Origin of the sequence: Cellulophaga sp. L1A9 (assembly GCF_009797025.1) — a bacterium.
Taxonomy (GTDB): Bacteria; Bacteroidota; Bacteroidia; order Flavobacteriales; family Flavobacteriaceae; genus Cellulophaga.
This window is the reverse complement of the sequence record NZ_CP047027.1, coordinates 780,124-805,194: the sequence shown is the minus strand read 5'-3', so window position 1 is coordinate 805,194 and position 25,071 is coordinate 780,124. Positions and strand designations below refer to the sequence as shown.

The following is a 25,071-nucleotide window of genomic DNA, read 5'->3' as shown; positions in this document are numbered from 1 at the left end:
TGCTTGTCATCTTGTCATATGTTACATTTACAACTATTGGAATAGGTTAAGTTGTAAAAGTGTATTTATGAAATTCGGAATTATTAGAGAGCGTAAAAATCCACCAGATAGAAGAGTGGTTTTATCCCCAGAGGCATGTCAGAAATTAGTAACTAAACACCCTGAAGCAAAAATTACGATAGAGCCCTCGCCAATTAGAACCTATGCCGATGAAGATTACACAAGCTTAGGGCTAAGCTTAAGTTCAGACATGACAGATTGTGATGTTCTTTTAGGAGTAAAAGAAGTGCCAATTGAAGATTTAATTCCGAATAAAAAATATTTTTTCTTTTCTCATACCATAAAAAAACAACCTTACAATCGAGAGCTTTTACAAGCTTTTCTTGATAAGAATATTGAAATGTATGATCATGAAGTCATCACCAATGAAAAGGGGCAACGCTTGGTGGCTTTTGGCAGATACGCTGGGATTGTAGGCGCTTATAATGGATTTAGGGCTTACGGGCTTAAATATGAGCAATTTACATTGCCGAAAGCAGAAACACTTACGGACCAGCAAGCATTAATAGCTGCATTACATAGCATTAAACTGCCTGCTATAAAAATACTTCTAACAGGAAAAGGAAGAGTAGGGAATGGCGCAAAAGAAATGTTAGATGCTATGGGGCTTACTAAAGTTACGGTGGCAGATTATTTGTCAAAATCTTTTGAGGAACCGGTATACTGCCAAATTGATGCTTCTGAGTACAACAAAAGAAAAGATGGTGTTCGTGGTAATAAAGCTGAATTTTTCAAGAACCCAGAACTGTATCAATCTAATTTTGTACGTTTTACTAAGGTGACAGATTTTTTCATTGCAGGGCACTTTTATGGTACCGGTGCACCATATCTATTCACTAAAGAAGATGCAAAACATGAAGATTTTAGTATTAAAGTAGTGGCAGATGTAAGTTGTGATATTGACGGTCCCGTGGCAACGACCATTAGACCTTCAACCATTGCAGACCCTATTTACGGGTATGACCCCATTACACAATCTGAGGTAGATTTTAAAAATCCTAATGCTATTGCTGTTATGGCAGTAGATAACTTACCTTGTGAATTACCTCGTGATGCTAGTGAGGGTTTTGGAGAAGCCTTTCTTAAAAATGTTATTCCAGCGTTCTTTAATAACGACCAAAACGGAGTTCTGGAAAGAGCAAGAATGACACAAAACGGAAAGCTTACGGAGCGTTATGCATATTTGCAAGATTATGTAGATGGAAAAGAGTAGCGGTATCTGATAAAATTAATTTCTATTGTTTAAAATGGGAGGTGGAGAAAGCTAATTTTTTCACCTCCCATTTTATATTAATTTGATTTTTTGATATCTATAAAAGTTACCGCAAGTACCCCCAGCGTATAGGCCACTAAATCCTGAATGCTAAAGCTATTGCCAAAAATTAAGTTGGCCCACTTATTTTGATCCAAGCTTAAGATCTGTAAAAAAGAGGTTCGTTGCAGAAACTCAACCGTATAAGAAAGAACTAGTGTTACCATTGCAATGTACAGTGGATTGGTTTTTATAAAACTTCTGAAGAAACAATAGATGAGGATGACCACGAGAAAGTCTCCTACGGTATGCCGAATAAAGCCTGTTTTTAAGTAATAAGCAATGGCAATTTCAACGCCAAAAATTAGAATAAAAAATGTAAAGTGAATTTTGTTAAAAATGAATTTCATGGTTATTTAGTTTGTGTTGATAGGTACCTAATTAGTATTGCTATAAAATAAGCGGTGTTTATGTTTTAAAGACATATGTTCAAGTAGCATAGCGCAATGGGAATATTCAAGACTACTAGAATAATCGTGCTAATATTTTCTTCAAAATCGCTATAATTTACCAGAGCATTTAAGAGCAGTAGTATAAAAAGGATCATGTTAGTGATTACGGCAGCCAAAACAAATATAAATCCTACGACTATTGTAGCATTAAAAGCTAGTTTTATTAAGAAGAGTAAGGTTCCGATAATAAAAGAATAGAAGCTAATCCTAACCGCTATTCTATTTAATTTATAGGTAAAATATGATATCATTTTAACGGTAGATTAAAGAATAAATAGAGTATTCTTGCCAACTTTTTTCTTTCTCTTGTTTTATGAACTGAGAATATTTAGTACTAATGCTCGCTTGAAATATAGTTGCCTTATTCACTTCGCTATACTTTTTTAATTGAATACTATTCGTGTCTCCTAAGTCAATAAGGTATTGTAGGTCTACGTTTTTAATAGTATTTAAATTATAATAGGTAATATAGTTATCCCAAGGAATTGTAGCGCTTAAGAATAGCACTGCAAAAATAACAGCAACGTTTGATCGTATTAAATAGATGAAACTTTTGGTTTTTGAAACTTTCAAATAGGTGGTGCATAAGCCTGCAAGGATAAATAGTAAGTATACAAAAACGCCAATTCTTTTATAGGTTAACCCTAAAGTGGCAACGTAAGTATAATTTTTATACCACGTAAATAAAACCAGAATAAGGTTCATGGCAATCCAGATATAACATAAAGTCTTAATGTGCTTGCTTTTGGTATAAAAATTAAGATCACCTCTAAAAAAATATAAAATAATAGCAATAGCACAGAGAATGGATAATAGAAGAGCATAAACGCCTTGATGTACAGATTTTGAGTATTCAGAATTTGTACTGGTGTTAGCGTCGATCAGATAGATGAAATCTGTTATTAGAAAGATAAAAAGCAAACTATTTAATGCTATAAATATGATGCTGCCAAGGGTATATTCTTCGGCTAATTTCTTACTTTGTTCCAAAGAAAAATTTGGAGTAGATTTTTTTAAAGTATTATCTTGTTCGGTATCTAGGGCTATTAGCTTCTCAGGATAATAAGGCTTTAAAATATGTAAGAAGATAAAGTATCCAAATACCGTAAATAGGAGCCATGGAAAGCTTAGGAAATCAAAATTTATTAAAGAAATAAGGCCACTAAAAACAGGATTAGATTTTTTGTAAAGCAGTGAAAACAATATAATTAATCCCAAAGTAATGCTTAGTGCTTTAAAGATGGTTTTAGTTTTAGAAGATACTGCAGCGTTTTTTTTATCCTCTTTTTTTAAATAATTATTTAACTGGTGAATAGAAGCTAATACCATATTAGTAAGGCCAATAAACCAACTTAGGTATAAGGAGTTTTTTGGGGCAATAGTCTTACCTACATAAATTAGAAATGCTACAGCATGAATAAAAACCTTAAAATGGGTAGGATCTAGAAAGACCATTAAAGCAGTAAATAGATACGCAAGGGCATACTTTATGGTTTCTTTTTGAGATTTATGCTCTAGGAGTACTAAGGTGATAATTACTAAAGAAAGGATCACAAGGTTAATTCCCATAGTCTTGCTATAAAGCAGTACGCTAAATACTAAGGAGGCTAAAATTGATTTGATATAAATGTTCATAATATAATTTTTAGTTTATTGCGAATGCGTTTCTGATCTTATGAAGAGGTAGGTGTACTAATTTTTGAAAATCTACTTGGAAGAATTGTAATGTATTCTTTCCTCGTTTGTACGCTTTGAGAAATGTTTTAAAATGAGAACTATAGAATAACGTTCCTGTGCTGATTACTAAAAATAGGTATAAACTCTTTTTTCCATTACCCCATAGATAGTATTGCATACTTATTTCCTCAGGAACTGTAGTACCAATATTTGTTAGCACGTGGTAAATGTCATGGCTTTCTAATTTGGGTTGTAATTCAAAGCTGTGCTTGCTTAAAAAACAATACAAGTGAAACCCTAAAGAGTCTTGAGGTAGGATGATTAATTCTTGAACAGTAATAGTCCAGGGTTTATTTTTCTTAAAATACTTCTGATATGGTTTTTTACTAATTTCATATAGCGCTTCAAAAATAAATGATTTCATAAATTACAAGTTAAAAGTACTTTGAATTTCAAAGTGACTGGATAAAAAAATAGATTAGAATTTCTTAATTAAATTTTCAAGAGCATCAATGTGTTTTTTGAATGCTGTTTTCCCCAAAGGAGTGGCGGAATATCTCGTATTTGGTTTCCTTCCAATAAATCGCTTCTCTACCATGATATATTCTTCTTTTTCTAAAGCTTTGGCATGACTCGCTAAGTTACCGTCCGTAACATCAAGCAACTCTTTAAACATATTAAAGTCAGCATATTCATTCACCATTAGAATACTCATCATACCCAATCTAATGCGATGATCAAATGTTTTATTTATGTTGTTTATTAGTCCCAAATCTAGTGTCTATCGTATTTATAATACATAACTATTCCGTAAAGGATATGAAAAAATCCAAATCCCAAGGCCCAAAAATACAAACCATAACCAATAAACTGTGTGGCTATTAAACCAATAATGATATTGGCTAAGCCTAAATAGCGGACATCTCCTAAAGTATATTTGCTTGCATTTAAACAGGCTAAGCCATAAAATATTAATGTAGTAGGAGCAATAAGACCCATGGCTTGGTTCTGAAATAATATGAAACAAAACAGGCCTCCAGTAATAAGCGGTACCATAAAATTAAAAAGTAAGCGTTTTGTGGTGCTGTTCCATATTTTTTCACCACTCTTTTTTGACTTTTTTCGTGTGAGTACTACTCCTGTAAGGATGGAAGCGGTAATAACAATTACTGCAATGGCAATTAGTTTTTCTGCAGCGCCAATACTTAAGAACAATTTCTGACTATAGTTAGACGCATTTTGGATGTTTGTAATAATTTCATTGGCAAAATAGGCGCCAATTAAAGAATAGACTCCGGCTAAGATTCCGGATAAACCACTAAGAGAAATAAAACGAGATGACTTGTTCATCAAATTTTTGATTTCATGTATGTCGTCTAAATAGTTTTTTGATTCCATTTATAAAGTACTTTGAAATACAAAGTAAGTTTAAAATAATCATTCTTCCTAAATTTATTTTAGATTTTTTGTGAATGAATAGTCGAAAATATTGAAAATTATAAGGTTTTTCTGTGTAGTAAAGGCTTTATTGCTATAAAGGAAATCCACATGAATCCACCAAAAATTAGCGTCCATATCCAGGCTTCTTTCATAAATAAGGTATGAAAAATACTGTAAAATAGGATGTCTGGTCTAGAGAGTATATCCCAAGAGTTAAATCGCAAAAACCGACCAAGGAATATGCCAAATCCGCCCAAAAGACAAATAGCAAATATTACAAGGTGTGTAACTTTGGTATTAAATTTATGGGTTAAAAGATGGAAAATGTCTAATAAAGAGAGTACCCCCATTAATAATCCATTTATAGCAAATGTGAGAATGAGCAGAAAATCAAATACTTGTATGCCGTAATCATTATCTACATGTTTTAAATCTGTGATGATGTACGGGCTATTGGGTATGAATAAAAGCCATAATATTAGAAAGACTGCGGTGAGAAATTTAGAATTATTTATTTTTTGGTTGTAGCGCAGGCTTTTAGAAAAAACTAAGGGTAAAAAAGCTAAAAATAGATTCCATAATAAAAAAGTGAAAAATATAGTATGACTGTAAAGAACTCTGCCTACTAATAATACAGTGCCTAAAAGGCTTAAGAAGACTAGGATTTTATAGCGCTTATGGGCTTTTATATGTTGGAGTATTTTAGTCAAATTTTGTTGTATAACTATTAATTTAAAAAACGTGAAAATCCATTTTTTGTTGCAATATACTTACACGCTATTACTTTGAGCTATCTAAAACGTGTAAAGCAATAAATAAATCTAATTTGAGTTTTTAGTAACAAACTTAAAACAATTTATAATGAAGAAATTATTTTGGTCCCTTATTTTAGCAGTTACTTTTATGAGCTGTTCTAGTGATAAAGACGATTCTTCTTCTAGCAGTATTAGCGATCAGGCTCTTGTAGGAACGGTAGAAGGGGAAGCTTTTACGGTACAAGGAGGAAAGGCTTTTTTTAGATCAAGTACAAGCACAGAAGAAATTACAATTTACCTAACCAACGAAAATTTTGGTTGTGAATCTGATATTTTTGATTATAATTTAACGATAAACACTACCGTTCCTAATATGGTAGGAATATATACAGATGTGAACATCGTAACTCAAGACGGAAATAACACACCGTTTAATCATTTAGCAGAAACCATTGTAGAAATTACAGCAGTATCTGATACTGAAATTTCTGGAAAGATGAAACTAAACAAAGAAGGTACAGAGGCATTCCCGGAGAGTATTTTTGAAGGCGCCTTTACGGTTTCAATTTGTGAGTAAATCGAGTAACAAACAACAATAAACAAAAAAGGGAAAACACTATGTTTTCCCTTTTTTGTTCTAATTATTTGAGACTATTCACCGTTTTTCGAATCGCTACTAAATTGGTTAAAAGCTTTTCTAAATGGTCTAGGTGTAGCATGTTGGCGCCATCACTTTTTGCAATAGATGGATCGTAGTGTGTTTCCATGAAAATACCATCCGCACCAGTAACAATACCTGCTCGGGCTATAGTTTCAATCATATCAGGTCTACCACCTGTAACACCACTTGTTTGATTGGGTTGTTGTAAAGAATGGGTAACATCTAGAACAACAGGAGCGTATGCTTTCATGGTAGGAATGCCTCTAAAGTCTACAATCATATCTTTATAGCCAAACATTGTACCACGATCTGTAATAACAACTTGCTCATTGCCAGAATCGGTTACCTTAGTTACCGCATGTTGCATACTTTCAGGACTCATAAATTGTCCTTTTTTAAGATTTACAACCTTTCCTGTATTTGCAGCAGCCACCACTAAATCTGTTTGGCGTACTAAAAATGCAGGGATTTGTAAGACATCTACGTATTCTGCTGCCATAGCGGCATCAGTTACTTCATGGATGTCTGTTACGGTTGGAACTTTGAAAGTCTCAGATACTTTTCGTAAAATTTTTAGCGCTTTTTCATCTCCAATTCCAGAGAAAGAATCTACACGACTACGGTTCGCTTTTTTAAAACTACCTTTAAAGATGTAGGGTATTTTTAACTTATCAGTAACTTCAACAATTCGTTCCGCTATTCGCAGTGCCATATCTTCACCTTCAATGGCACAAGGACCACATAAAAGGAAAAAATTATCACTATTTGTGTGTTTTATTTGAGGTATCTTATCTAGATTCATTTGTTCATATAATTAAGGTTACAAAGATAATAGAATTTGAATCGAATTACTAAAGCTAGAACACGCTCAAAATCAGTCAAATAAAAAAACCGGAAGTTTTGATTATGCTATTAAAAATAGCAGTACCTTTGCGCAAAATTTAGCAGGAAAAGTTCCTTTAATAAAGTATTTATGTCAGCAACAAAAAATATTGCCATTATTGCCCATGTCGATCACGGTAAGACTACCTTGGTAGATAAGATTATGTATCACTGTCAGTTGTTTAGAGAAAATCAAAACACAGGTGATTTAATATTAGATAATAACGATTTAGAACGAGAAAGAGGTATTACTATTACTTCTAAAAACGTTTCAGTAGTATATAAAGATACTAAGATTAATATTATTGATACTCCTGGTCACGCCGATTTTGGTGGTGAAGTAGAGCGTGTATTAAACATGGCTGATGGTGTTTTATTGTTAGTTGATGCTTTTGAAGGTCCAATGCCACAAACACGTTTCGTATTACAAAAAGCAATTGACTTAGGTCTTAAGCCTTGTGTAGTAATAAATAAAGTGGATAAAGAAAACTGTACTCCTGAAGAAGTTCATGAAAAAGTTTTTGATTTAATGTTTGAATTAGGTGCTGAAGAATGGCAACTAGATTTTCCAACGGTTTATGGTTCAGCTAAGAATAACTGGATGAGTGAAGATTGGAAAAATGAAACTACAAATATAGAGCCATTGTTAGATATGGTAATTGAGCATGTTCCAACTTTTGAACCTAAAGAAGGAAATACTCAAATGTTAATTACCTCTTTAGATTTCTCTTCTTTTACAGGTCGTATTGCGATTGGTAGATTATTAAGAGGTGGTTTAAAAGAAGGACAACAAGTTTCTTTAGTAAAAAGAGATGGTTCCATTGTAAAAACAAAAATCAAAGAACTTTATACATTTGAAGGTCTAGGTAGGCTTAGAGTAGAAGAAGTAAAGACTGGTGATATTTGTGCGATAGTTGGTTTAGAAGGTTTTGAAATTGGTGATACTGTTGCTGATATAGAAAATCCAGAAGGATTAAAAACAATCGCTATAGATGAACCAACAATGAGTATGTTGTTTACGATTAACGATTCTCCATTCTTTGGTAAGGATGGTAAGTTTGTAACTTCTCGTCATATTAAAGATCGTTTGGCGCGTGAGTTAGAAAAAAACTTAGCATTACGTGTTAATGATACAGATAGTGCAGATAAGTTTCTAGTATTTGGTAGAGGTGTATTGCACTTATCGGTATTAATTGAAACAATGCGTCGTGAAGGTTACGAATTGCAAATTGGACAACCACAAGTTATTATCAAAGAAATTGATGGTGTTAAGTGTGAGCCTGTAGAACAATTGACTATTGATTTACCAGAAGAGGTTTCGGGTAGAGCGGTAGAAATGGTTTCTATGCGTAAAGGTGAAATGACAAGTATGGAAGCTAAAGGTAACCGTATGATCTGTGAGTTTTTAATTCCATCTCGTGGTATTATTGGCTTAAGAAACCAATTGTTAACTGCAACAGCAGGGGAGGCTATTATGTCACACCGTTTCTTGGAGTACCAACCAATGAGAGGAGATATTCCTCAAAGACAGAATGGTTCATTAGTTTCAATGGAAATGGGAAAATCTATTCCTTATTCTATTGATAAATTACAAGATAGAGGTAAGTTTTTCGTAGAGCCAGGAGAAGATATCTACGAAGGTCAGGTTATCGGAGAAAACTCTAGAGGTGATGATATGACAGTGAATATCACAAAAACTAAAAAAATGTCTAACGTACGTTCTTCAGGAGCAGATGATAAGGCAAAAATTGTACCTGCAATTAAGTTTTCATTAGAAGAAGCTTTGGAATATATTCAGAAAGATGAGTATGTTGAGGTGACTCCTAAGTTTATTCGTTTAAGAAAAATATACTTAACTGAAAACGAACGTAAGCGTAATAAAATAGCATAATACTTAAAGCATTGCTTTAATTTTAAAAACCCAAGATGAAAATCTTGGGTTTTTTTATGTAAGGAATTTTTAAAAAAACGACTATCTAATTTAACTTTTAAAATACATCAATGAAATTAGGACTTAATATAACACTAGTTGCACTATTGCTTTTAATTGGATCATGTAAAGATCAGCCAAAAAAAGTAGAAACAGTAGTAATTGAAGAGGCTACGGTACCTAGTTATCATATCCCAGAAACCTGGGTAGCTAACCGAGTAGAAAAAGCAAAAGATAGGTTGAATGCTACAGATGCAGGAAAAATTGTTTGGAATGCGATGGAGGCACAAGGTGGTTTAGCGACTTGGTATAGTAATGGCTATTTGTCTTTTAGATTTGACTATCAACCATTAGATGGTTCTACGCGTAGAAACTCTTATCAAACTATTGATACGTGGAATAATAAGGCAAGACATACAAGTTATACAGATAGTACCGCAATTTTTGGCTGGGATGGAAAAGAAGCTTGGGTAAAAGCTAAAGATAGTACTGCTTTTGAGTATGATACTAGATTTTGGGCATTAACGCCATTGTACCTTGCAGCACATCCATTTATTTTAGATGGCGAAGGAGTAAATTTAGAGCTATTACCTCAAAAGGAGTATAAAGGAAAACTACAGGATGTTGTAAAAGTTACTTTTGGAGAAAATGTAGGTGATGCGCCTGATGATTTTTATATTTTATATTTTGATGTGGATACGCACATAAATAGTGCTATTCGATATATTGTTTCTTATCCACAATACTTTCCAAAAGGAGGTCATGCTCCAGAGAAAATTATGGAAATTGTAGGGCAGAAGGAAACAAACGGAATTCTTCTTCCTACAGGATTAAAAACACATTGGTTGGATGAGAATGAGGAAATGGGTGAATACATCACAAAAATAGATATGTTAGATGTGGAGTTTGTTCCAGAAGTTCCTGAAGATTATTTTTCAAAACCAGAAGGTGCAAAACTAGTGCCTGCTAAATAAGGGAGTATAGTATATAAGAAAGCCTCAAATTTATTGAATTTGAGGCTTTCTTTATTTTTAGGAGTATAATTGGTTATTTTTTCTTTTTGTAAGCGGCAGTTGCGGCGCCAATGATTCCTGCGTAGTTTTGCAATTCGGCAGCAATCACAGGAGTATCAATCTTTATGTATTTTTCAAACTCATCAAAATCTTTAGAAGTACCTCCGCCTATTATGATTAAATCTGGTGAAACTATGATTTCAATATATTCGAGAAATTTATTGAACCTTTTGCCCCAATGCTTATAGCTTAATTTTTCTTTTTCTTTAATGGAGGCTGCGGCGTAATGTTCAAATTTATCGTGTTTTTTATAAGGTATTTGGCCTAATTCAAAATTTGGCAATAATTCTCCGTTAAAAAAGGCACCACTTCCTAATCCAGTGCCTATAGTAATCATAATTACTAAGCCTTTTTTTCCTTTTCCAATTCCGTAGTTCATGGTGGCGTAACCAGCGGCATCGGCATCGTTAATTACAGTGACAGGGAAACCAGTATAATCACTAAAAAGTTCTTCAGCGTTTACCCCAAGCCATTTTTTGCTTAAATTTCCGTGAGATTTACAGATGCCATTTTTGATAATCGTAGGAAAACCACAGCCAATAGGTCCTTGATAATTAAAATGTTTTACAATTTTGGCAAATACTTCGGCCATATCTTCTGGCTTTTTTGATTTCGGAGTTTCTATTCTGAAACGCTCGGTAAGTATTTCACCAGTTACGGTATTCACTAGTGCTCCTTTCATTCCTGAGCCTCCAATATCAATTCCTAATAAAGTCATTTGTTTATTTTAGTGGTATAATGGAACAAAAGTAGCGAAAAAAAATTATGCTCTTGTTGCGGTAGTAATCACTGGAGTAAACCCTCGTGATGTAAGTAGTCAAATATGATTTGATCTACCTCGGAAACAAGTTCTTTGTCTTCGTAATTTAACCAAACAATTTCTTCAATCTCTGAAGATACTTTCAGTTTGCCTATATATTCCGCAAAATAGCAAGTCATTCGAATCAAAGTTCCTGGTTTGTAGCCATCTGCTTGTGCTTCAAAAACACCTAAGAAATCTAAGGTTTTTACAAGTAAATCAACATTTAATTCCTTTTTAATTTCGCGTAAAAGAGCAACATGATCTGTTTCTTCATCTTCTCTTTTGCCTCCGGGGATATAGCACTTGTTTTTTCCTATGCTACGGGTGCATAAAATTTGATAATTATCAATATGAACCCAAGCTATATTTTCAATGATTTGATCTGTAGGTTCAATATAGTAGTCAATGGAGTTTAGGGAATGATTAGGGTCTAATTTATCTAAAATGGCATCAATAAACTTGCCGAAACCAGTAAGAGTATCTAATTGTTTATTTCTGCCTAAAGCACTAGAGATTGTTTCGTCTCTGTTACCAAATTTATATCCTAGTGGCGTTATCCATAGGGTGTTAATGAGGTGCTGCATGGCAACATTTCCTAATTGATCAATTGAAATGGCAATTTTTAAGGAATATTCTCCAAGACCTTTAATCCCTTTTGTAAATAAGTTATAAAAAAAACCATACACAAACCCTAAGGGAATGGTGAGTATAGATAAAATAACGGAAACTAAAAATAACAGTATCCCGATAAATGGTTTTATCTTTTTATCGGGCTTAAAAATTTCTTTTTTTAGGATCATTTTTTGAGAGCTATGGAGTTTTATTTAGTACGTTCCGTAGCATCAACTACGGAAATCATGGTCATCATGGATTCAAATATAAATTCAATTGCTATAGGTGTTTTTTCAATAGTGTTTGTTGTGGCGCTATTTATATTTTATGTGGTAACCTAATAAATAGGTTAAACAGCTTTTTGTACGACTTCAAAAACCTTGTTCCCATCACATTTAAGCGTTTTTGAAGGGTATTTTAAAATCAGAGCATAATCATGAGTCGCCATTAAAATGGTACGTCCTGTTTTATTTATTTCCTGAAGCACTTTCATGACTTCTACACTCGTTTGAGGATCTAGGTTTCCTGTGGGCTCATCGGCTAAAATTAGCTCTGGGTCATTTAGTAAGGCTCGTGCAATAGCAATACGTTGCTGTTCTCCTCCAGAAAGTTCATGTGGAAATTTAAAACCTTTGGTTTTCATTCCTACTTTATCTAAAACCGTTTCTATTTGAGTATCCATTTTAGATTTGTCTTTCCAGCCCGTAGCTTTTAAAACAAACAATAAATTGTTATTAATGCTGCGATCAGGTAGGAGTTTAAAATCCTGAAAAACGATACCTAATTTGCGTCTTAAAAAAGGAATGTCTTTTTCTTTTAATTTTCTCAAATCAAAATCGACAATGCTTCCTTCTCCATGGTCTAAGGGCAAATCGCCATACAGGGTTTTCATAAAGCTGCTTTTTCCGCTTCCTGTTTTTCCAATTAAATAGATAAACTCACCTTGTTTTATTTCAAGATTAATATCATTTAAAACCAAGTTTTCTTTTTGGAAAACGGAAACATCTTTTAATTTTAATACGCTCTCAGCCATAGTTTCTAATATTGTTATAAAAGTAGTAAGATATCATAGAATTTAATAGAGGCTAGCTATAAATTATTTAATAATAGTTTATGGTTGTTTTTAGCTGTGACTGAATAAGTTAGTGGTGGTTTTTGTTATATGTGTAGGAAAAATAGCTATCTTAGGGGAGAATTAATAAACTTTTTAAATACTGTGCTTTAAAACTATGGAAGTCAACCGCCATAATACTAGCGTTCAAGATTTATATCAAGAAATAGAACAATTAAAAGAACAAAATAAGAAATTACTTTTGTTTCATTCCTCCAAACAAGAAATTCAGAAATCTTACGATGAATTATTGCTAAAGTTGAATACAGAAAGTGAAGCCTATACCCATACTATTTTAGATAATATGGGAGACTCGGTTTTTGTTAAAGACAACCATAGCAGATTGTTATTAGTAAATAATGCTTTTTGTGAAATGTTTGAGATGTCTAGGGATGATGTTTTAGGTAAAACATTGGCAGAAGATGTTGCGGAATGTGAAAGAGATCAATTTTTGAAAATTGATAAACAAGTACTTTTAGACGGCATTGAAAATATCAGTGAAGAATCCATCACTCTGGAGAGCGGAAATCAGCGATTAATATCTACTAGAAAATCTCGATTTATTAATGCTTCTGGAGAAAAATTTATAATTGGTGCAATTAGAGATATTACCATCAATAAGAAGGCGGAAAAAGCACTTATTGAAAGCGAAAGTCAGTTGCGAGAACTGAACATAACAAAAGATAAACTTTTCGCTATTATAGGTCATGACTTAAGGAGCCCGTTTAACAATATTCTCACCTTGTCAGGGTTGATTGAAGATGCTATAAAAGAGGAAGATGTTTCATCATTAAGTGAATATGTAAGTTTAATTAAAACAACCTCTAATTCAACACTTTCGTTGCTAGAAAATTTATTAACCTGGTCCAATTCGCAAAAAGAGCATGTTAATTCACAAAAGGAAAAATTGAATATTCAGAACTTAATAGAAGAAGTTCAGGAGTTTATTAAGCAATTGGCAAAAACAAAGGATATTGCTATTAAGGAACCAGTATTGGAAGGTCTTGAGATTTATTCTGACGAGAAAATGCTTAAAACTATTCTTAGAAATTTATTATCTAATGCCGTAAAGTTTACTAGATCTGGAGGAGATATTGGTGTATCGGTAGTTAAAAAGCAGGATACGTTAGAATTTATAGTTTCGGATACGGGCGTTGGGATGAGTGCAAAGGTTTGTGAAAGGTTGTTTGAAGTAGGTACAAATGTATCCTCTAGAGGTACGGCAAATGAAATGGGTTCTGGATTTGGTTTGGTTCTTTGTAAAGAATTTGTAGAAAAATTAGGAGGTCAAATTTGGGTAGAAAGTCAAGAAGGAAAGGGGAGCGACTTTAAGTTTACCTTACCAATGTGCTAGATGATTTCCTAAATTTACATCTTTATTTTACTACCAGTTATTATTTTTTTTATGTCCTTTTCAAAATAAAATAAAAAGTATCTTCGTTCTCATATACTTTAGGTACACTATTTGTCGTTGTAGCTATTAAATAAAGGTATTTCTTAAATTGTTGGAGAACATTATGCTGAAGAAAAAAACCGCGTTGTTGCTTAGTTTTATTGGAGCTTTGCATCTTTTGAGCGCTCAAGAATCCAAAATTTACACCCACGATCAAAAAGAGTATCAACAAGCGTTGACACTCTATAATAACGAACAATTTCAGGCTGCTCAGGCAATTTTTGAAAAGGTTAAGTATACCACAAAAGATCCAGAGACCGAAGCGAATAGTACCTACTACGTGGCAAATGCTGCGGTAAGGCTTAATCAGCTAGGAGCAGACAAACTGATGGAGAATTTTGTGGAAAAATATCCAACCTCTACTAAACGTAATTCTGCATATTCAGATGTGGCAGATTATTATTTTGAAACAGGAAAATATCCTTACGCCTTAAAATGGTATAAGCGAGTGGATCAAAATTCATTGTCACAAAGTGAAAAGGATAAATTTAACTTCAATTATGGGTATGCGCTTTATTCTTCTAAAAATTCAAAAGAAGCAGAAACCTATTTAAATAAAGTAACCAATTCTCCAGTTTATGGCTCTCAGGCTAAGTATTACTTAGGCTACATTGCATACCAACAAGATGATTATGCAGGAGCGAATCAACGTTTTGATCAAATTACAGATCAAAAAGTTTTAGAAGAGAAGCTATCTTACTATCAGGCAGATTTAAATTTTAAATTAGGGAAATTTGAAGAGGCTATTGCTTTAGCAAAAAAGCAAATGCAAAGAGCTGATCGTCAAGAAAAATCAGAATTAAATAAAATTATTGGAGAGAGTTATTTCAACTTAAATCAGTATGAAAACGCCATTCCTTACCTATTAGACTACCAAGGTAGAAATGGAAAGTTTAGCAATACAGATTATTATTTTTTAGGATATAGTTACTATAAGCAAGGCGATTATGCGAATGCTATTCAGCAATTTAATAAGATTATAGGTGGTACCAATAGTGTTTCTCAAAATGCTTATTATCATTTGGCCGAATGTTATTTAAAACTAGACAAGAAGCCAGAAGCTTTAAATGCTTTTAGAAATGCATCGCAAATGGAATATACTCCAGAAATACAAAAAGATGCTTTTTTAAATTATGCTAGATTAAGTTATGAAATAGGAAATGCATATGAAAATGTACCGAGTGTCTTAACTAATTATTTAGAGAAATATCCCAAAGACGAGCACACTACGGAGATACAAGAGCTTTTGGTAGATTCCTACATTACTTCAAGAAACTTTGCAGGTGCTATGGAGCTTTTAGAGAACAATAAATCATATGCAAGTAAGGCTACCTATCAAAAAGTTGCATTTTATAGAGGCGTAGAATTATTTACAAATACAGATTACGCAGGAGCTATTACGGTCTTTAAAAAGTCTCTAGCTAATGCCGAAGATCCTAAATTTAAAGCGCGTGCAAGTTATTGGAAAGCAGAAGCAGAATACAATAGTAATTTGTTTAAGGAGGCACTAAATAGTTTTGCTGAATTTCAGAAAAATCCACATGCAAAGTCGACTCCTGATTATGCGGATTACAATTATAGTTTAGGTTATACTAATTTTAAATTAAAAGACTACACGAGTGCTGCAGCTAACTTTGCAGCCTATGCTGGTGGAAGTACAGAGGCAGATAAAAAACACGATGCCTATTTACGATTAGGAGATAGTTATTTTGCCTCTAGTAAATATTGGCCTGCAATTGAAGCGTATAATCAAGCACTGGAAGGGGTGGGTAGTGAAAAAGATTATGCTGCTTTTCAAAAAGCATTGAGCTATGGTTTTGTAGATAGAGTGCCTACGAAAATGGAAGAATTAAATGCTTTTATAGGAAGGTATCCAAAATCTACATTAAAAGATGATGCTCTTTTTGAGTTAGGAAATTCTTATGTCAGGGCTAACAAAGAAGAAGAGGGGCTTAAAGTTTATGATAAATTGATTAGTGAGTATAAGGGAAGTTCACTCGTGCCACAAGCTATTGTTCGTCAAGGTTTGGTTTATTATAATTCCAATAGAAGCGAACAAGCATTAACAAAATTTAAAACAGTTGTACGTGATTATCCAAATACACAAGAAGCAATTCAATCCGTTACTACAGCTAAACTTATTTATGTTGATTTAGGTAGAGTAAGTGAATATGCAACGTGGGTAAGAGGTTTAGATTTTGTAGAGGTTACAGACGCAGAGTTAGATAATGCTACCTTTCAGTCTGCAGATCAAAAATATATTGAAGGTAATACAGATCAGGCATTAAAGGGGTATCAAGCCTATTTAAAAGAATTTCCTAAAGGCCTACACGCTTTAAAAGCGAATTTTAACCTTGCGCAATTATATTTTTCACAAGGAGAGAAAGATAAAGCCTTAGAGAATTATAAAAATGTGGTAGATAGAGGTGCTACAGAATATGGAGAGCAGTCTTTAACTAGGGTTTGTGAAATATATATTGGTAAAGGCAATTACACATCAGCGTTACCTTATTTGGAAAAATTAGAGGCAACAGCAAATATTCAACAAAATGTAACTTTTGCACAGTCTAATTTAATGAAAGGGTATTTTGCTAAAAAAGAATATACAAAGACAATTTCATACGCAGAAAAAGTGTTGGCTTCAGCTAAGATTGATGATCGCATAAAGAGTGATGCGCATACCATGATTGCACGTTCGGCAATTAAAACAAATAACGAAGAAAGGGCAAAACAAGCGTATTCTGAAGTGTTGCTTATTGCTACAGGAGAATTGGCTGCAGAGGCGCTGTATTATGATGCTTATTTTAAAAGTAAAGAAAGCGACTATGAAGCTTCTAACGTTTCTGTTCAAAAATTAGCCAAAGATTTTTCAGCCTATAAAGAGTGGGGTGGAAAAGGATTGATTATTATGGCTAAGAATTTTGATGCTTTAGGCGATGCGTATCAAGCAACATATATTTTAGATAGTGTAATCGTTAATTTTGCACAGTATCCAGAAGTTGTTGCCGAAGCAAAATCGGAAGCTTTCCGTATTAAATCTAAAGAAGCAAAAAGCAATTCCTCTGTAAATCCAGAAAATTAATTATCAAGTTGCAAAAGAGACACTATATGCACAAGTTTATAAAAATAAGCACACTTCTTTTTTTAGGTGTTTTTCAATCGATAACAGCTCAAGAAAAAGATAAGGATAGTATTGGTACACAAACAGTAACGGTTGTAAAAGCTTATAAGCCCACTGTTTCCGATGCTTTTAAGATAAAATCCGTTCCACTAATTAATGATTCTATTGTTTTAAAAAAGAAACCAATAGTTTACAGTATAAATTCGGTTCCGGTTGCCTCTACGTTTACTCCTGCAAAAGGTAAAGCCGCAACGGTAGATAAAGTACCAGCGCCAATTTTGTATGATTCATATGCATCTTTAGGGTTTGGTACGTATGATAATGTTTTGGCAGATTTTTACACGAGTAGAACTATCAATAGGGATGAACGTTTAGATATTGGTTTAACACATCATTCTTCAAGAGGGGATTTAGATAGTATCGCATTAAAAAATGCGTTCTATGACACAAAATTAATCGCAGCATATTCTAAAGGAGATTCTGATTTAAACTGGGGAGCAAATTTAGGGTTACAACACCAATTATATAATTGGTATGGAGTACCTGTTGGCGCTTACAGTGATGATGTGATTAATAGTATAGATTCCAAACAGAATTATTTCAACGCAGAAATTTCTGGATATATAAATATGGACAATGCTTATTTAGAAAGAGGAGAAGGGTTAATTCGTCGTTTTTGGGATGCTACAAAATCTGGAGAGAATAGAGCAATGTTTAAAGGAGTGGCTCAATTTCCAATTGGAGATGAGAATATTCGCGTAAAAGGAAAATTAGATTATTTAGGAGGGGTATTTAAAAATGCAAGTTTAAATAGCACTGTGAATACACCAGAAATTAACTATAGTTTATTTCAGTTCGGAATAGGACCAAGCATAGAGATTTTAAGAGATGATCTAACTTTAAACTTAGGAGTGAATTTAGTTTTTGGACTAGATTCAGAAAATAGCGATAGTAATTTTTACATCTATCCAGACATTACTGCAAGTTACCGTGTCCTAGATGAAACAGTCATTGCTTATGGTGGTATTCAGGGTGAACTAATTCAGAATTCATATTATGATTTTGTGGAAGAGAACCCATTTGTCTCTCCTACATTAACGGTACAGCCTACGGATCAAAAATACAATGCTTATGCAGGGATCAAAGGGAAGCTACTGCCAAGTTTGAGTTATAATTTAAAAGCTTCGTACAAGACGGAAAATAAGAAGCCATTGTATAAATGGAATCCCGAAAATACATTCCGTAATGATGAAAAAGGATATTATTATAACAACTCTTTTGATGTTTTTTATGATGATGTAAAAACACTAGGAATTTTTGCAGAGTTAAATGTAGATATTAAAAGAAATTTTTCATTGGGCGTAAACGCTGAAGCGTACACGTACAATACAGAAACGGATAATCCTGCGTGGAACCTGCCTAAAGTAACAAGCTCTATCTTTTTAGACTATAAAATAGATGAGCAGTGGTACATGGGTGCAACCCTTTTCTATGTGGGTGAACGTGAGGACCTACAAGCTTCTGTACTACAGAATGCAGACCCTGTAGATTTTCCTTCTACTATTGTTACTTTAAATAGTTACTGGGATACGAACGCACATGTTGGCTACAGGTTTAATGAACAATTATCGGTCTTTGTTAAAGCAAATAATATAGCAAATTCAAACTATATGAGATGGGCTAATTATCCCGTTCAGGGGTTTCAGCTTTTAGCGGGAGCAACCTATAAGTTTGATTTCTAAATAATTATAATTATGTTTGTAGGAAATAGTATTCGCATCCTACAAATTTTATAGCTGAAAATTCATACATTCAACTATAATAAAAAAGTCATTTGTAGATTTCTACAAATGACTTTTTTGTTTTTTATGGGTATTTGCTGATGCTACTAAATATTCTAGAAATGAAAACGTTCCCCCAAATCATGTTTTTGTTTTTTACACTATTTTCTATTGTTGTAGAAAGCCAAAATTTAGTAAAAAATCCGAGTTTTGAAGCCAATTATAAATGTCCAGAAGAGTTTGGTTCCCTAGCTATTGATGCTAAGAGTTGGAGAAAACCTACATTAGGTACAACAGACTATTTTAATACCTGTAGTACAGAACTTCCTGTCGAAAATAATTTTATTGGCTCCCAGCTGCCTTTTGATGGTGCTGCTTATGCGGGCATGTATTTGTACGCTCCTAACGATTACCGTGAGTATATTACGGCGGAATTGGAAACAGCTCTTGAAAAAGATAAATTGTATAAGGTGTCATTTATGGTAAGTTTAGCCGATGATGTAGAATTTTCTATAAAGGAATTTGATATCCTGTTAACTAAATCGGTTTTCGAAATGAATACCTCCAAGTACTTAGATGCACGATATTTTTCAAAATCTGCTCAAGTTAATTTTAAACGAATTCAACCCAATGACTATTTAGATAATACGGATGATTGGGTAGAAGTATCAACAACCGTTATGGCAAAGGGATATGAACATTTTTTAACCATAGGTAACTTTACAAATAATGAAGACACCTTTAAACAAGAGGTAAAAAAGGCCTCGCGCAAATCTGCCTATTATTTCATTGATATGGTTTCGGTGACACTAATTCCTAGTTACACCCAAAACCAATTGTATGTAATTGAAGAACTGCTTTTTGATTTTGATGAAACTAGTATTGAAATAGATGACAACCAACAATTAACAGATTTGGTTACCTATCTAAAAAGTAACCCTAGGTTAAATGTTTACCTATATGGCCACACAGATGCTATGGGTTCTGTACAGTATAATGATGATTTGTCTGAAAAAAGAGCAGCGACTGTGGCTCAATTTTTAGTGAAATCTGGCTTAAATAAAAATAGGATTTCCTGGAAAGGATTTGGGTTTAAAAAACCTGTGGTAAGTAATGAAAAAGAAGATACTCGTTTTAAAAATAGAAGGGTAGAATTTTTAGTGGCGGAGCCACAAAGTAACTATGCTAAGAACTTATATGAAGATCAAAATTAAAATTAATTTTAGTATTTCTTTGATAAAATCTACAGAATAATATTCTTAACTTCCGCAACTGTTCGGGCATATAAAGAGCCGCGTTCAATTGCTGTTGTATCCTATGAGTCCAAAAATAAAAAGAAAAAAACAAGCCAAAGTATTGCGCATATTTAGAAAAATTCACCGATTAATGGGGGCTTTTTTATTCATTTTTTTCTTTTTTATATCTGTTTCGGGACTATTACTTGGCTGGAAAAAAAATAGCGGAGGATTGCTTCTGGCAGAAACTCAAAAAGGAACCTCTTCAAATTTGGTGGAATGGCTGCCTTTAAATGTCCTTTATGAAAAAGCAGGTAAAGTACTTCGGGATTCTGTTAAAACAGATACACCTATAGCTTTAGACCGTGTTGATGTGCGAAAGGATAAAGGGGTAATAAAGTTTATTTATGAAGGCTATTACGGATTGCAATTAGATGGTACTACGGGTAACTTGTTAGAATTTGGCAAACGTCAATCAGATTTTATTGAAAACATTCATGATGGTTCTGTATTGGATAACTATTTTAATACTTCTGGTAGCCCCATAAAAATAATATATACCACCGTAATGGGAATTGCTTTACTGCTTTTTACAATTACTGGTTTTTGGCTTTGGTATGGTCCAAAACGTATGCGAAAAACTACATAGAATAGATTTAAAGGGTGTTTAAAGTATTTGTTTTACTGACCCTTTTTTAGTCTACATTTACGCTCTAAATTTTAATTCATAAATGTCTATAATTAAGAAAGTTAGAGCGGTTGATCTTTTATATGCTGGTCTAGATAAAGAGATTGCTTCTTTTCAAGAGCAAACGTCTTTGCATTGCAAAGCAGGTTGTGGAAAATGCTGTACTCATGCAGAAGTAGATGCGTCTCCTTTAGAATTTCTTCCTTGGGCATATCATTTGTTTTTAAATGGATTGGCTTCTAAAACCTTAGATGATTTAAGCATTAAATCAAGCGCTATTTGCCATATTTATCAGCCTCTTTCTATTGTTGATAAAGATAATGGCAAAGGTAAGTGTAGTGATTATGTATACCGAGGACTAATTTGTAGGTTATTTGGGTATGGTGCTAACCGAAATAAGTTTGGAGAAATGCGTCTGGCGACTTGTAAAATAATTAAAGAAGAACAAGCGGCTAATTTTGAGGCAGCGCAAAAAGCCTTAAGTAATGGGTTGCATGTACCTATTTTCACAGATTATTACATGAAGCTTTCGCAAATAGATTTCATTTTAGGTAATCAAATAGTACCAATAAACACCGCTTTAAAATTGGCGATAGAAGAAGTGTTGCAATATTATGCTTACCGCCCTTTTCCAAGAGGTTTTAAAAATTGTGCTTAATTTTTTAAATCTATTTCTTTTAAACTTTGTATTCTATTGCGTTCTAAGAAAGCATCAATACTTTCAAAATGTTCAATAACGCGTTTGTCCTTAAATTCAAATACTTTCTGAGATAGCCCTTGTAAAAAGTCCCGATCGTGAGAAACCAGAATTAATGTGCCATCAAAATCTAATAAGGCTTCTTTTAAAACATCTTTAGATTTTAAATCTAAGTGATTTGTAGGTTCATCCAGAATTAATAAGTTCACGGGTTCCAGTAGTAATTTTACCATGGCTAATCTTGTTTTTTCCCCACCAGAAAGTACACTCACTTTCTTTTCAATATCTTCTCCGCCAAACATAAAGCGCCCTAAAATATTTTTCATTTGGGTTCTAACATCACCATGTGCAACTTCGTCTACAGTTTGAAAAACAGTTAAGCTCTGATCTAATAAAGAGGCTTGGTTTTGAGCAAAATAACCCACTTTTATATTATGACCTAACTGACATTCTCCTTCAAAATCTATTTCTCGCATTATCGCTTTGATCATGGTAGATTTTCCTTCACCATTCCTACCTACAAAAGAAACTTTTTCGCCACGAGAAATACTCATGTTCGCATTTTTAAATACGACATGCTCCCCATAGGTTTTTGTTAAAGTATTTACAGTAACAGGGTAATCGCCTGATCGCACAGCGGTAGGGAATCTTAATCGCAATGAAGAATTGTCTATTTCATCAATCTCTATAATTTCTAGTTTTTCAATCATACGTTCCCGCGAGGTAACCTGATTGGTTTTAGAGTAGGTGCCTTTAAAGCGATCGATAAAAGCCTGATTGTCTGCAATAAATTTTTGTTGTTCCTGAAATGCTTTTATTTGATGACTTCTTCTGTCTTCTCGCAATTGCAAATAGTGAGAATAGTTCGCTTTATAGTCATAAATACGTCCCATAGTCACTTCTATAGTTCTGTTGGTTATGTTATCTATAAAAGTTTTATCGTGTGATATTACAACCACGGCCTTAGCTTTATTCAATAAAAAGTCTTCCAACCATATTACAGATTCAATATCTACGTGGTTGGTAGGTTCATCTAAGAGAATTAAATCTGGTTTTTGTAATAGTATTTTGGTTAATTCTATTCGCATACGCCATCCACCACTGAATTCACTTGTTTGGCGGTGAAAATCTTCACGCTTAAAACCTAGTCCAGCTAGAGCTTTTTCTACTTCTGCTTCGTAATTAATTTCTTCTAAAGCATAATATTTTTCACCTAAATCAGATACTTTCTGAATTAAGCCCATATATTGATCAGACTCATAATCTGTTCTGGTTTCTAATTCTTTATTTAAGCGATTCATTTCGTTCTGCATATCGAAAATCATTCCGAATGCTTTAGAGGCCTCTTCAAAAACCGTACAATTATCTTCTGTTAGCAGGTGTTGAGGTAGGTAGGCGATAACAGCTTCTTTTGGGTAGCGAATATTACCACGAGTAGCTTTTTGTACCCCAGCAATAATTTTCATCATGGTAGATTTTCCAGCACCATTTTTTCCCATCAATGCAATTTTGTCCGTTTCATTTATGACAAATGAAACATCACTAAAAAGCGTATCACCACTAAATTCTACTGCAATATTATCTACCGAAATCATACCTTAAATTTTGAAGCTGCAAAACTAGTTAAAAGCTAGATACTTGCCGCTACCTTTTTCATAGCCAGAGGCATTATTTTTCTTCTAGCTTTAATATAGCAGTGGTACGACCTCTAATTTCCATGCATAACGCTCCATTTTTTATAAGTGATTGTCCATAGCTAGGAAATATTTCTTTAAGCTTGTTTTGCCATTCTCTTGTTTTCATTTGAGTAGGGAAGCATTCGTCTAATACATTTAGCATAATGGAAACTGCTGTTGATGCTCCAGGGGAAGCTCCTAGTAAAGCAGCTAGTGTTTTATCGGCACTACTTACAATCTCAGTTCCAAATTTTAAAACACCACCTTCTTTTTTATCCTTTTTAATAATTTGTACGCGTTGCCCGGCTGTAATTAATTCCCAGTCTTCAAATTTGGCTTCTGGGTAATATTTCACTAAAGCCTCAAAACGCTCTTCTGGAGATTGAACTACTTGTTCAATAAGGTATTTTGTTAAGGCGATATTTTTTATCCCTGCGGATAATAATGGAAAGATATTATGAGCATCTATAGATAAAGGTAAGTCGAAATAAGATCCATTTTTTAAAAATTTGGTAGAAAATCCGGCATACGGTCCAAATAATAAAGAACGTTCCCCATTAAGCATTCGAGTATCTAAATGGGGTACGGACATTGGCGGAGATCCTTCTTCTGCTTTGCCGTATACTTTAGCTTCATGTAGTTTGGCAACTTCTGGATTATTACATTTTAAAAACTGTCCGCTTACAGGAAAACCACCAAAACCTTCGCCTTCCGGAATTCCAGATTTTTCTAAAAGTTTTAATGCGCCTCCACCAGCGCCTATAAAGACAAAATTGGTGTCAATTGTTTTTTCTTGGTCGGTGTGTAGATCGGTTACTTCAATTTTCCATGTGCCGTCTTTTTGTTGATCAATGTCTTCTACTTGGTGTCCTAAGTGTAACGTTACACCATCACAACCTTCTAAATAAGTAATCATTTTACGAGTGATATCTCCAAAATTAACATCGGTGCCTATAGGCATTCTAGTAGCCGCAATGTTCTCGTCATTATTTCTACCATGCATCATTAAGGGCACCCAATCGCTTATTTCATTGAAATCAGTACTGAATTTCATAGCTTTAAAAATAGCGTATTGCGTTAATGCCTCGTGTCTTTTTTTTAGAAAATTGATGTTGGCATCGCCCCAAACAAAACTCATATGATCAATATCATTAATGAATGGTGTAGTTGCTTTTACAAGGTCATTTTTAACTAAATACGCCCAAAATTGTTTAGATATTTCAAACTGCTCACTAATTTTTAAGGCTTTAGATATATCAATTTCACCATTTTCATTTTCAGGGGTATAATTCAATTCGCAAAAAGCAGAATGTCCCGTTCCTGCATTATTCCATGCATCTGAACTTTCTGCGCCTACAGCATTTAACCTTTCGTAAATGGAAATTTTTGCATCAGGAATAAGTTGTTTTAAGAGCACCCCGAGAGTGGCACTCATAATTCCTGCACCAATTAGCGTATAATGATTTGTTGTGTTCATATGGAGTGTTTATTGGATTTAAAGTTATGAAATGGAAATTGACTTTTAATACTAACAGTGTATTCCTTCTAAAATTTTATATAGTGTATTTTTTTTTAATTAAACAAAGTCTTATAATTTTAAAGAATATTGTATTTTCAACATCAGAATAAAACACCTAAACGTATTATAGTCCT

At 33.5% G+C, this 25,071-nt stretch carries 22 protein-coding genes; 10 read left to right on the top strand and 12 right to left on the bottom strand.

Features of this window, described 5'->3' with window-relative positions; all coding sequences use genetic code 11:
• The first annotated feature begins 67 nt into the window (after nucleotides 1-67).
• Nucleotides 68-1,273, top strand: a complete 1,206-nt coding sequence (locus GQR94_RS03235; protein WP_158974141.1) for an NAD(P)-dependent oxidoreductase — start codon at nucleotides 68-70, stop codon at nucleotides 1,271-1,273.
• 77 nt (nucleotides 1,274-1,350) lie between these two features.
• Here the strand turns inward: GQR94_RS03235 and GQR94_RS03230 are convergent, their stop codons facing one another.
• The 6 genes from GQR94_RS03230 to GQR94_RS03205 all read right to left on the bottom strand — a co-directional run bounded on the left by GQR94_RS03230 (nucleotide 1,351) and on the right by GQR94_RS03205 (nucleotide 5,651).
• The gene (locus tag GQR94_RS03230; RefSeq protein ID WP_158974140.1) at nucleotides 1,351-1,722 is read right to left on the bottom strand and encodes a DUF2809 domain-containing protein; all 372 of its coding nucleotides are present in this window, start codon (nucleotides 1,720-1,722) and stop codon (nucleotides 1,351-1,353) included.
• 354 nt (nucleotides 1,723-2,076) lie between these two features.
• Nucleotides 2,077-3,459, bottom strand: coding sequence for a DUF4173 domain-containing protein (locus GQR94_RS03225; protein ID WP_158974139.1), 1,383 nt, complete (start codon nucleotides 3,457-3,459; stop codon nucleotides 2,077-2,079).
• 10 nt (nucleotides 3,460-3,469) lie between these two features.
• Nucleotides 3,470-3,925, bottom strand: a complete 456-nt coding sequence (locus tag GQR94_RS03220; protein WP_158974138.1) for a Coq4 family protein — start codon at nucleotides 3,923-3,925, stop codon at nucleotides 3,470-3,472.
• 54 nt (nucleotides 3,926-3,979) lie between these two features.
• A complete protein-coding gene (locus GQR94_RS03215) occupies nucleotides 3,980-4,273 on the bottom strand; it encodes a transcriptional regulator (RefSeq protein WP_158974137.1) in 294 nt (97 codons plus the stop codon).
• Between the two features lie 2 nt (nucleotides 4,274-4,275).
• Nucleotides 4,276-4,899 (bottom strand): hypothetical protein, encoded by a 624-nt coding sequence (locus GQR94_RS03210; protein WP_158974136.1) that lies wholly within the window; start codon nucleotides 4,897-4,899, stop codon nucleotides 4,276-4,278.
• Between the two features lie 98 nt (nucleotides 4,900-4,997).
• On the bottom strand, nucleotides 4,998-5,651 hold the full coding sequence (locus GQR94_RS03205; protein ID WP_158974135.1) for a DUF1361 domain-containing protein: 654 nt from the start codon (nucleotides 5,649-5,651) through the stop codon (nucleotides 4,998-5,000).
• Nucleotides 5,652-5,802: 151 nt separating this feature from the next.
• On the opposite strand from GQR94_RS03205, the gene GQR94_RS03200 reads away from it, so the two are divergent.
• Nucleotides 5,803-6,273, top strand: coding sequence for a hypothetical protein (locus GQR94_RS03200; protein WP_158974134.1), 471 nt, complete (start codon nucleotides 5,803-5,805; stop codon nucleotides 6,271-6,273).
• Nucleotides 6,274-6,337: 64 nt separating this feature from the next.
• On the opposite strand, the gene kdsA is transcribed toward GQR94_RS03200, so the two are convergent.
• On the bottom strand, nucleotides 6,338-7,159 hold the full coding sequence (gene kdsA, locus GQR94_RS03195) for a 3-deoxy-8-phosphooctulonate synthase (RefSeq protein WP_158974133.1): 822 nt from the start codon (nucleotides 7,157-7,159) through the stop codon (nucleotides 6,338-6,340).
• Nucleotides 7,160-7,330: 171 nt separating this feature from the next.
• On the opposite strand from kdsA, the gene typA reads away from it, so the two are divergent.
• Nucleotides 7,331-9,130, top strand: coding sequence for a translational GTPase TypA (typA, locus tag GQR94_RS03190; RefSeq protein ID WP_158974132.1), 1,800 nt, complete (start codon nucleotides 7,331-7,333; stop codon nucleotides 9,128-9,130).
• A gap of 110 nt (nucleotides 9,131-9,240) precedes the next feature.
• A complete protein-coding gene (locus GQR94_RS03185; RefSeq protein WP_158974131.1) occupies nucleotides 9,241-10,143 on the top strand; it encodes a hypothetical protein in 903 nt (300 codons plus the stop codon).
• A gap of 73 nt (nucleotides 10,144-10,216) precedes the next feature.
• Here GQR94_RS03185 and ppgK read toward each other — a convergent pair whose 3' ends face one another.
• The 3 genes from ppgK to GQR94_RS03170 form a co-directional block, all read right to left on the bottom strand.
• A complete protein-coding gene (gene ppgK, locus GQR94_RS03180) occupies nucleotides 10,217-10,960 on the bottom strand; it encodes a polyphosphate--glucose phosphotransferase (protein WP_158974130.1) in 744 nt (247 codons plus the stop codon).
• Between the two features lie 68 nt (nucleotides 10,961-11,028).
• Nucleotides 11,029-11,844: an NUDIX domain-containing protein gene (locus tag GQR94_RS22910; RefSeq protein WP_199271532.1), complete on the bottom strand. Its 816-nt coding sequence runs from the start codon at nucleotides 11,842-11,844 to the stop codon at nucleotides 11,029-11,031.
• A gap of 161 nt (nucleotides 11,845-12,005) precedes the next feature.
• On the bottom strand, nucleotides 12,006-12,689 hold the full coding sequence (locus GQR94_RS03170; protein WP_158974129.1) for a cell division ATP-binding protein FtsE: 684 nt from the start codon (nucleotides 12,687-12,689) through the stop codon (nucleotides 12,006-12,008).
• 196 nt (nucleotides 12,690-12,885) lie between these two features.
• On the opposite strand from GQR94_RS03170, the gene GQR94_RS03165 reads away from it, so the two are divergent.
• The 6 genes from GQR94_RS03165 (at nucleotide 12,886) to GQR94_RS03140 (ending at nucleotide 21,703) form a co-directional block, all read left to right on the top strand.
• Complete coding sequence (locus GQR94_RS03165) at nucleotides 12,886-14,121, top strand: PAS domain-containing sensor histidine kinase (RefSeq protein WP_158974128.1); 1,236 nt, start codon at nucleotides 12,886-12,888, stop codon at nucleotides 14,119-14,121.
• Nucleotides 14,122-14,284: 163 nt separating this feature from the next.
• Complete coding sequence (locus GQR94_RS03160; protein WP_158974127.1) at nucleotides 14,285-17,302, top strand: tetratricopeptide repeat protein; 3,018 nt, start codon at nucleotides 14,285-14,287, stop codon at nucleotides 17,300-17,302.
• Between the two features lie 26 nt (nucleotides 17,303-17,328).
• Nucleotides 17,329-19,083 carry a TonB-dependent receptor gene (locus GQR94_RS03155; protein WP_158974126.1) on the top strand — a complete coding sequence of 585 codons (1,755 nt, stop codon included), beginning with the start codon at nucleotides 17,329-17,331 and terminating at the stop codon, nucleotides 19,081-19,083.
• A 161-nt stretch (nucleotides 19,084-19,244) separates the two neighbouring features.
• Complete coding sequence (locus GQR94_RS03150; protein WP_158974125.1) at nucleotides 19,245-20,336, top strand: OmpA family protein; 1,092 nt, start codon at nucleotides 19,245-19,247, stop codon at nucleotides 20,334-20,336.
• Nucleotides 20,337-20,439: 103 nt separating this feature from the next.
• Nucleotides 20,440-21,006: a PepSY domain-containing protein gene (locus GQR94_RS03145; RefSeq protein WP_158974124.1), complete on the top strand. Its 567-nt coding sequence runs from the start codon at nucleotides 20,440-20,442 to the stop codon at nucleotides 21,004-21,006.
• Between the two features lie 82 nt (nucleotides 21,007-21,088).
• Nucleotides 21,089-21,703 (top strand): YkgJ family cysteine cluster protein, encoded by a 615-nt coding sequence (locus GQR94_RS03140; RefSeq protein ID WP_158974123.1) that lies wholly within the window; start codon nucleotides 21,089-21,091, stop codon nucleotides 21,701-21,703.
• Here the strand turns inward: GQR94_RS03140 and GQR94_RS03135 are convergent.
• Together GQR94_RS03135 and mqo are read right to left on the bottom strand one after the other, a co-directional pair.
• Entirely contained in the window at nucleotides 21,700-23,337 is a 1,638-nt protein-coding gene (locus GQR94_RS03135) for an ABC-F family ATP-binding cassette domain-containing protein (protein WP_158974122.1), read from the bottom strand. The genes GQR94_RS03140 and GQR94_RS03135 overlap by 4 nt on opposite strands.
• Before the next feature lie 73 nt (nucleotides 23,338-23,410).
• On the bottom strand, nucleotides 23,411-24,895 hold the full coding sequence (gene mqo, locus GQR94_RS03130; protein WP_158974121.1) for a malate dehydrogenase (quinone): 1,485 nt from the start codon (nucleotides 24,893-24,895) through the stop codon (nucleotides 23,411-23,413).
• Nucleotides 24,896-25,071: the final 176 nt, after the last annotated feature.

Excerpts from the sequence above, each read along its gene's own strand:
- GQR94_RS03235 (WP_158974141.1), top strand. The coding sequence starts at position 68 with ATGAAATTCGGAATTATTAGAGAGCGTAAAAATCCACCAGATAGAAGA.
- GQR94_RS03230 (WP_158974140.1), bottom strand. The coding sequence starts at position 1,722 with ATGAAATTCATTTTTAACAAAATTCACTTTACATTTTTTATTCTAATT.
- GQR94_RS03225 (WP_158974139.1), bottom strand. The coding sequence starts at position 3,459 with ATGAACATTTATATCAAATCAATTTTAGCCTCCTTAGTATTTAGCGTA.
- GQR94_RS03220 (WP_158974138.1), bottom strand. The coding sequence starts at position 3,925 with ATGAAATCATTTATTTTTGAAGCGCTATATGAAATTAGTAAAAAACCA.
- GQR94_RS03210 (WP_158974136.1), bottom strand. The coding sequence starts at position 4,899 with ATGGAATCAAAAAACTATTTAGACGACATACATGAAATCAAAAATTTG.
- GQR94_RS03200 (WP_158974134.1), top strand. The coding sequence starts at position 5,803 with ATGAAGAAATTATTTTGGTCCCTTATTTTAGCAGTTACTTTTATGAGC.
- kdsA (WP_158974133.1), bottom strand. The coding sequence starts at position 7,159 with ATGAATCTAGATAAGATACCTCAAATAAAACACACAAATAGTGATAAT.
- typA (WP_158974132.1), top strand. The coding sequence starts at position 7,331 with ATGTCAGCAACAAAAAATATTGCCATTATTGCCCATGTCGATCACGGT.
- GQR94_RS03185 (WP_158974131.1), top strand. The coding sequence starts at position 9,241 with ATGAAATTAGGACTTAATATAACACTAGTTGCACTATTGCTTTTAATT.
- ppgK (WP_158974130.1), bottom strand. The coding sequence starts at position 10,960 with ATGACTTTATTAGGAATTGATATTGGAGGCTCAGGAATGAAAGGAGCA.
- GQR94_RS22910 (WP_199271532.1), bottom strand. The coding sequence starts at position 11,844 with ATGATCCTAAAAAAAGAAATTTTTAAGCCCGATAAAAAGATAAAACCA.
- GQR94_RS03170 (WP_158974129.1), bottom strand. The coding sequence starts at position 12,689 with ATGGCTGAGAGCGTATTAAAATTAAAAGATGTTTCCGTTTTCCAAAAA.
- GQR94_RS03165 (WP_158974128.1), top strand. The coding sequence starts at position 12,886 with ATGGAAGTCAACCGCCATAATACTAGCGTTCAAGATTTATATCAAGAA.
- GQR94_RS03160 (WP_158974127.1), top strand. The coding sequence starts at position 14,285 with ATGCTGAAGAAAAAAACCGCGTTGTTGCTTAGTTTTATTGGAGCTTTG.
- GQR94_RS03155 (WP_158974126.1), top strand. The coding sequence starts at position 17,329 with ATGCACAAGTTTATAAAAATAAGCACACTTCTTTTTTTAGGTGTTTTT.
- GQR94_RS03150 (WP_158974125.1), top strand. The coding sequence starts at position 19,245 with ATGAAAACGTTCCCCCAAATCATGTTTTTGTTTTTTACACTATTTTCT.
- GQR94_RS03145 (WP_158974124.1), top strand. The coding sequence starts at position 20,440 with ATGAGTCCAAAAATAAAAAGAAAAAAACAAGCCAAAGTATTGCGCATA.
- GQR94_RS03140 (WP_158974123.1), top strand. The coding sequence starts at position 21,089 with ATGTCTATAATTAAGAAAGTTAGAGCGGTTGATCTTTTATATGCTGGT.
- GQR94_RS03135 (WP_158974122.1), bottom strand. The coding sequence starts at position 23,337 with ATGATTTCGGTAGATAATATTGCAGTAGAATTTAGTGGTGATACGCTT.
- mqo (WP_158974121.1), bottom strand. The coding sequence starts at position 24,895 with ATGAACACAACAAATCATTATACGCTAATTGGTGCAGGAATTATGAGT.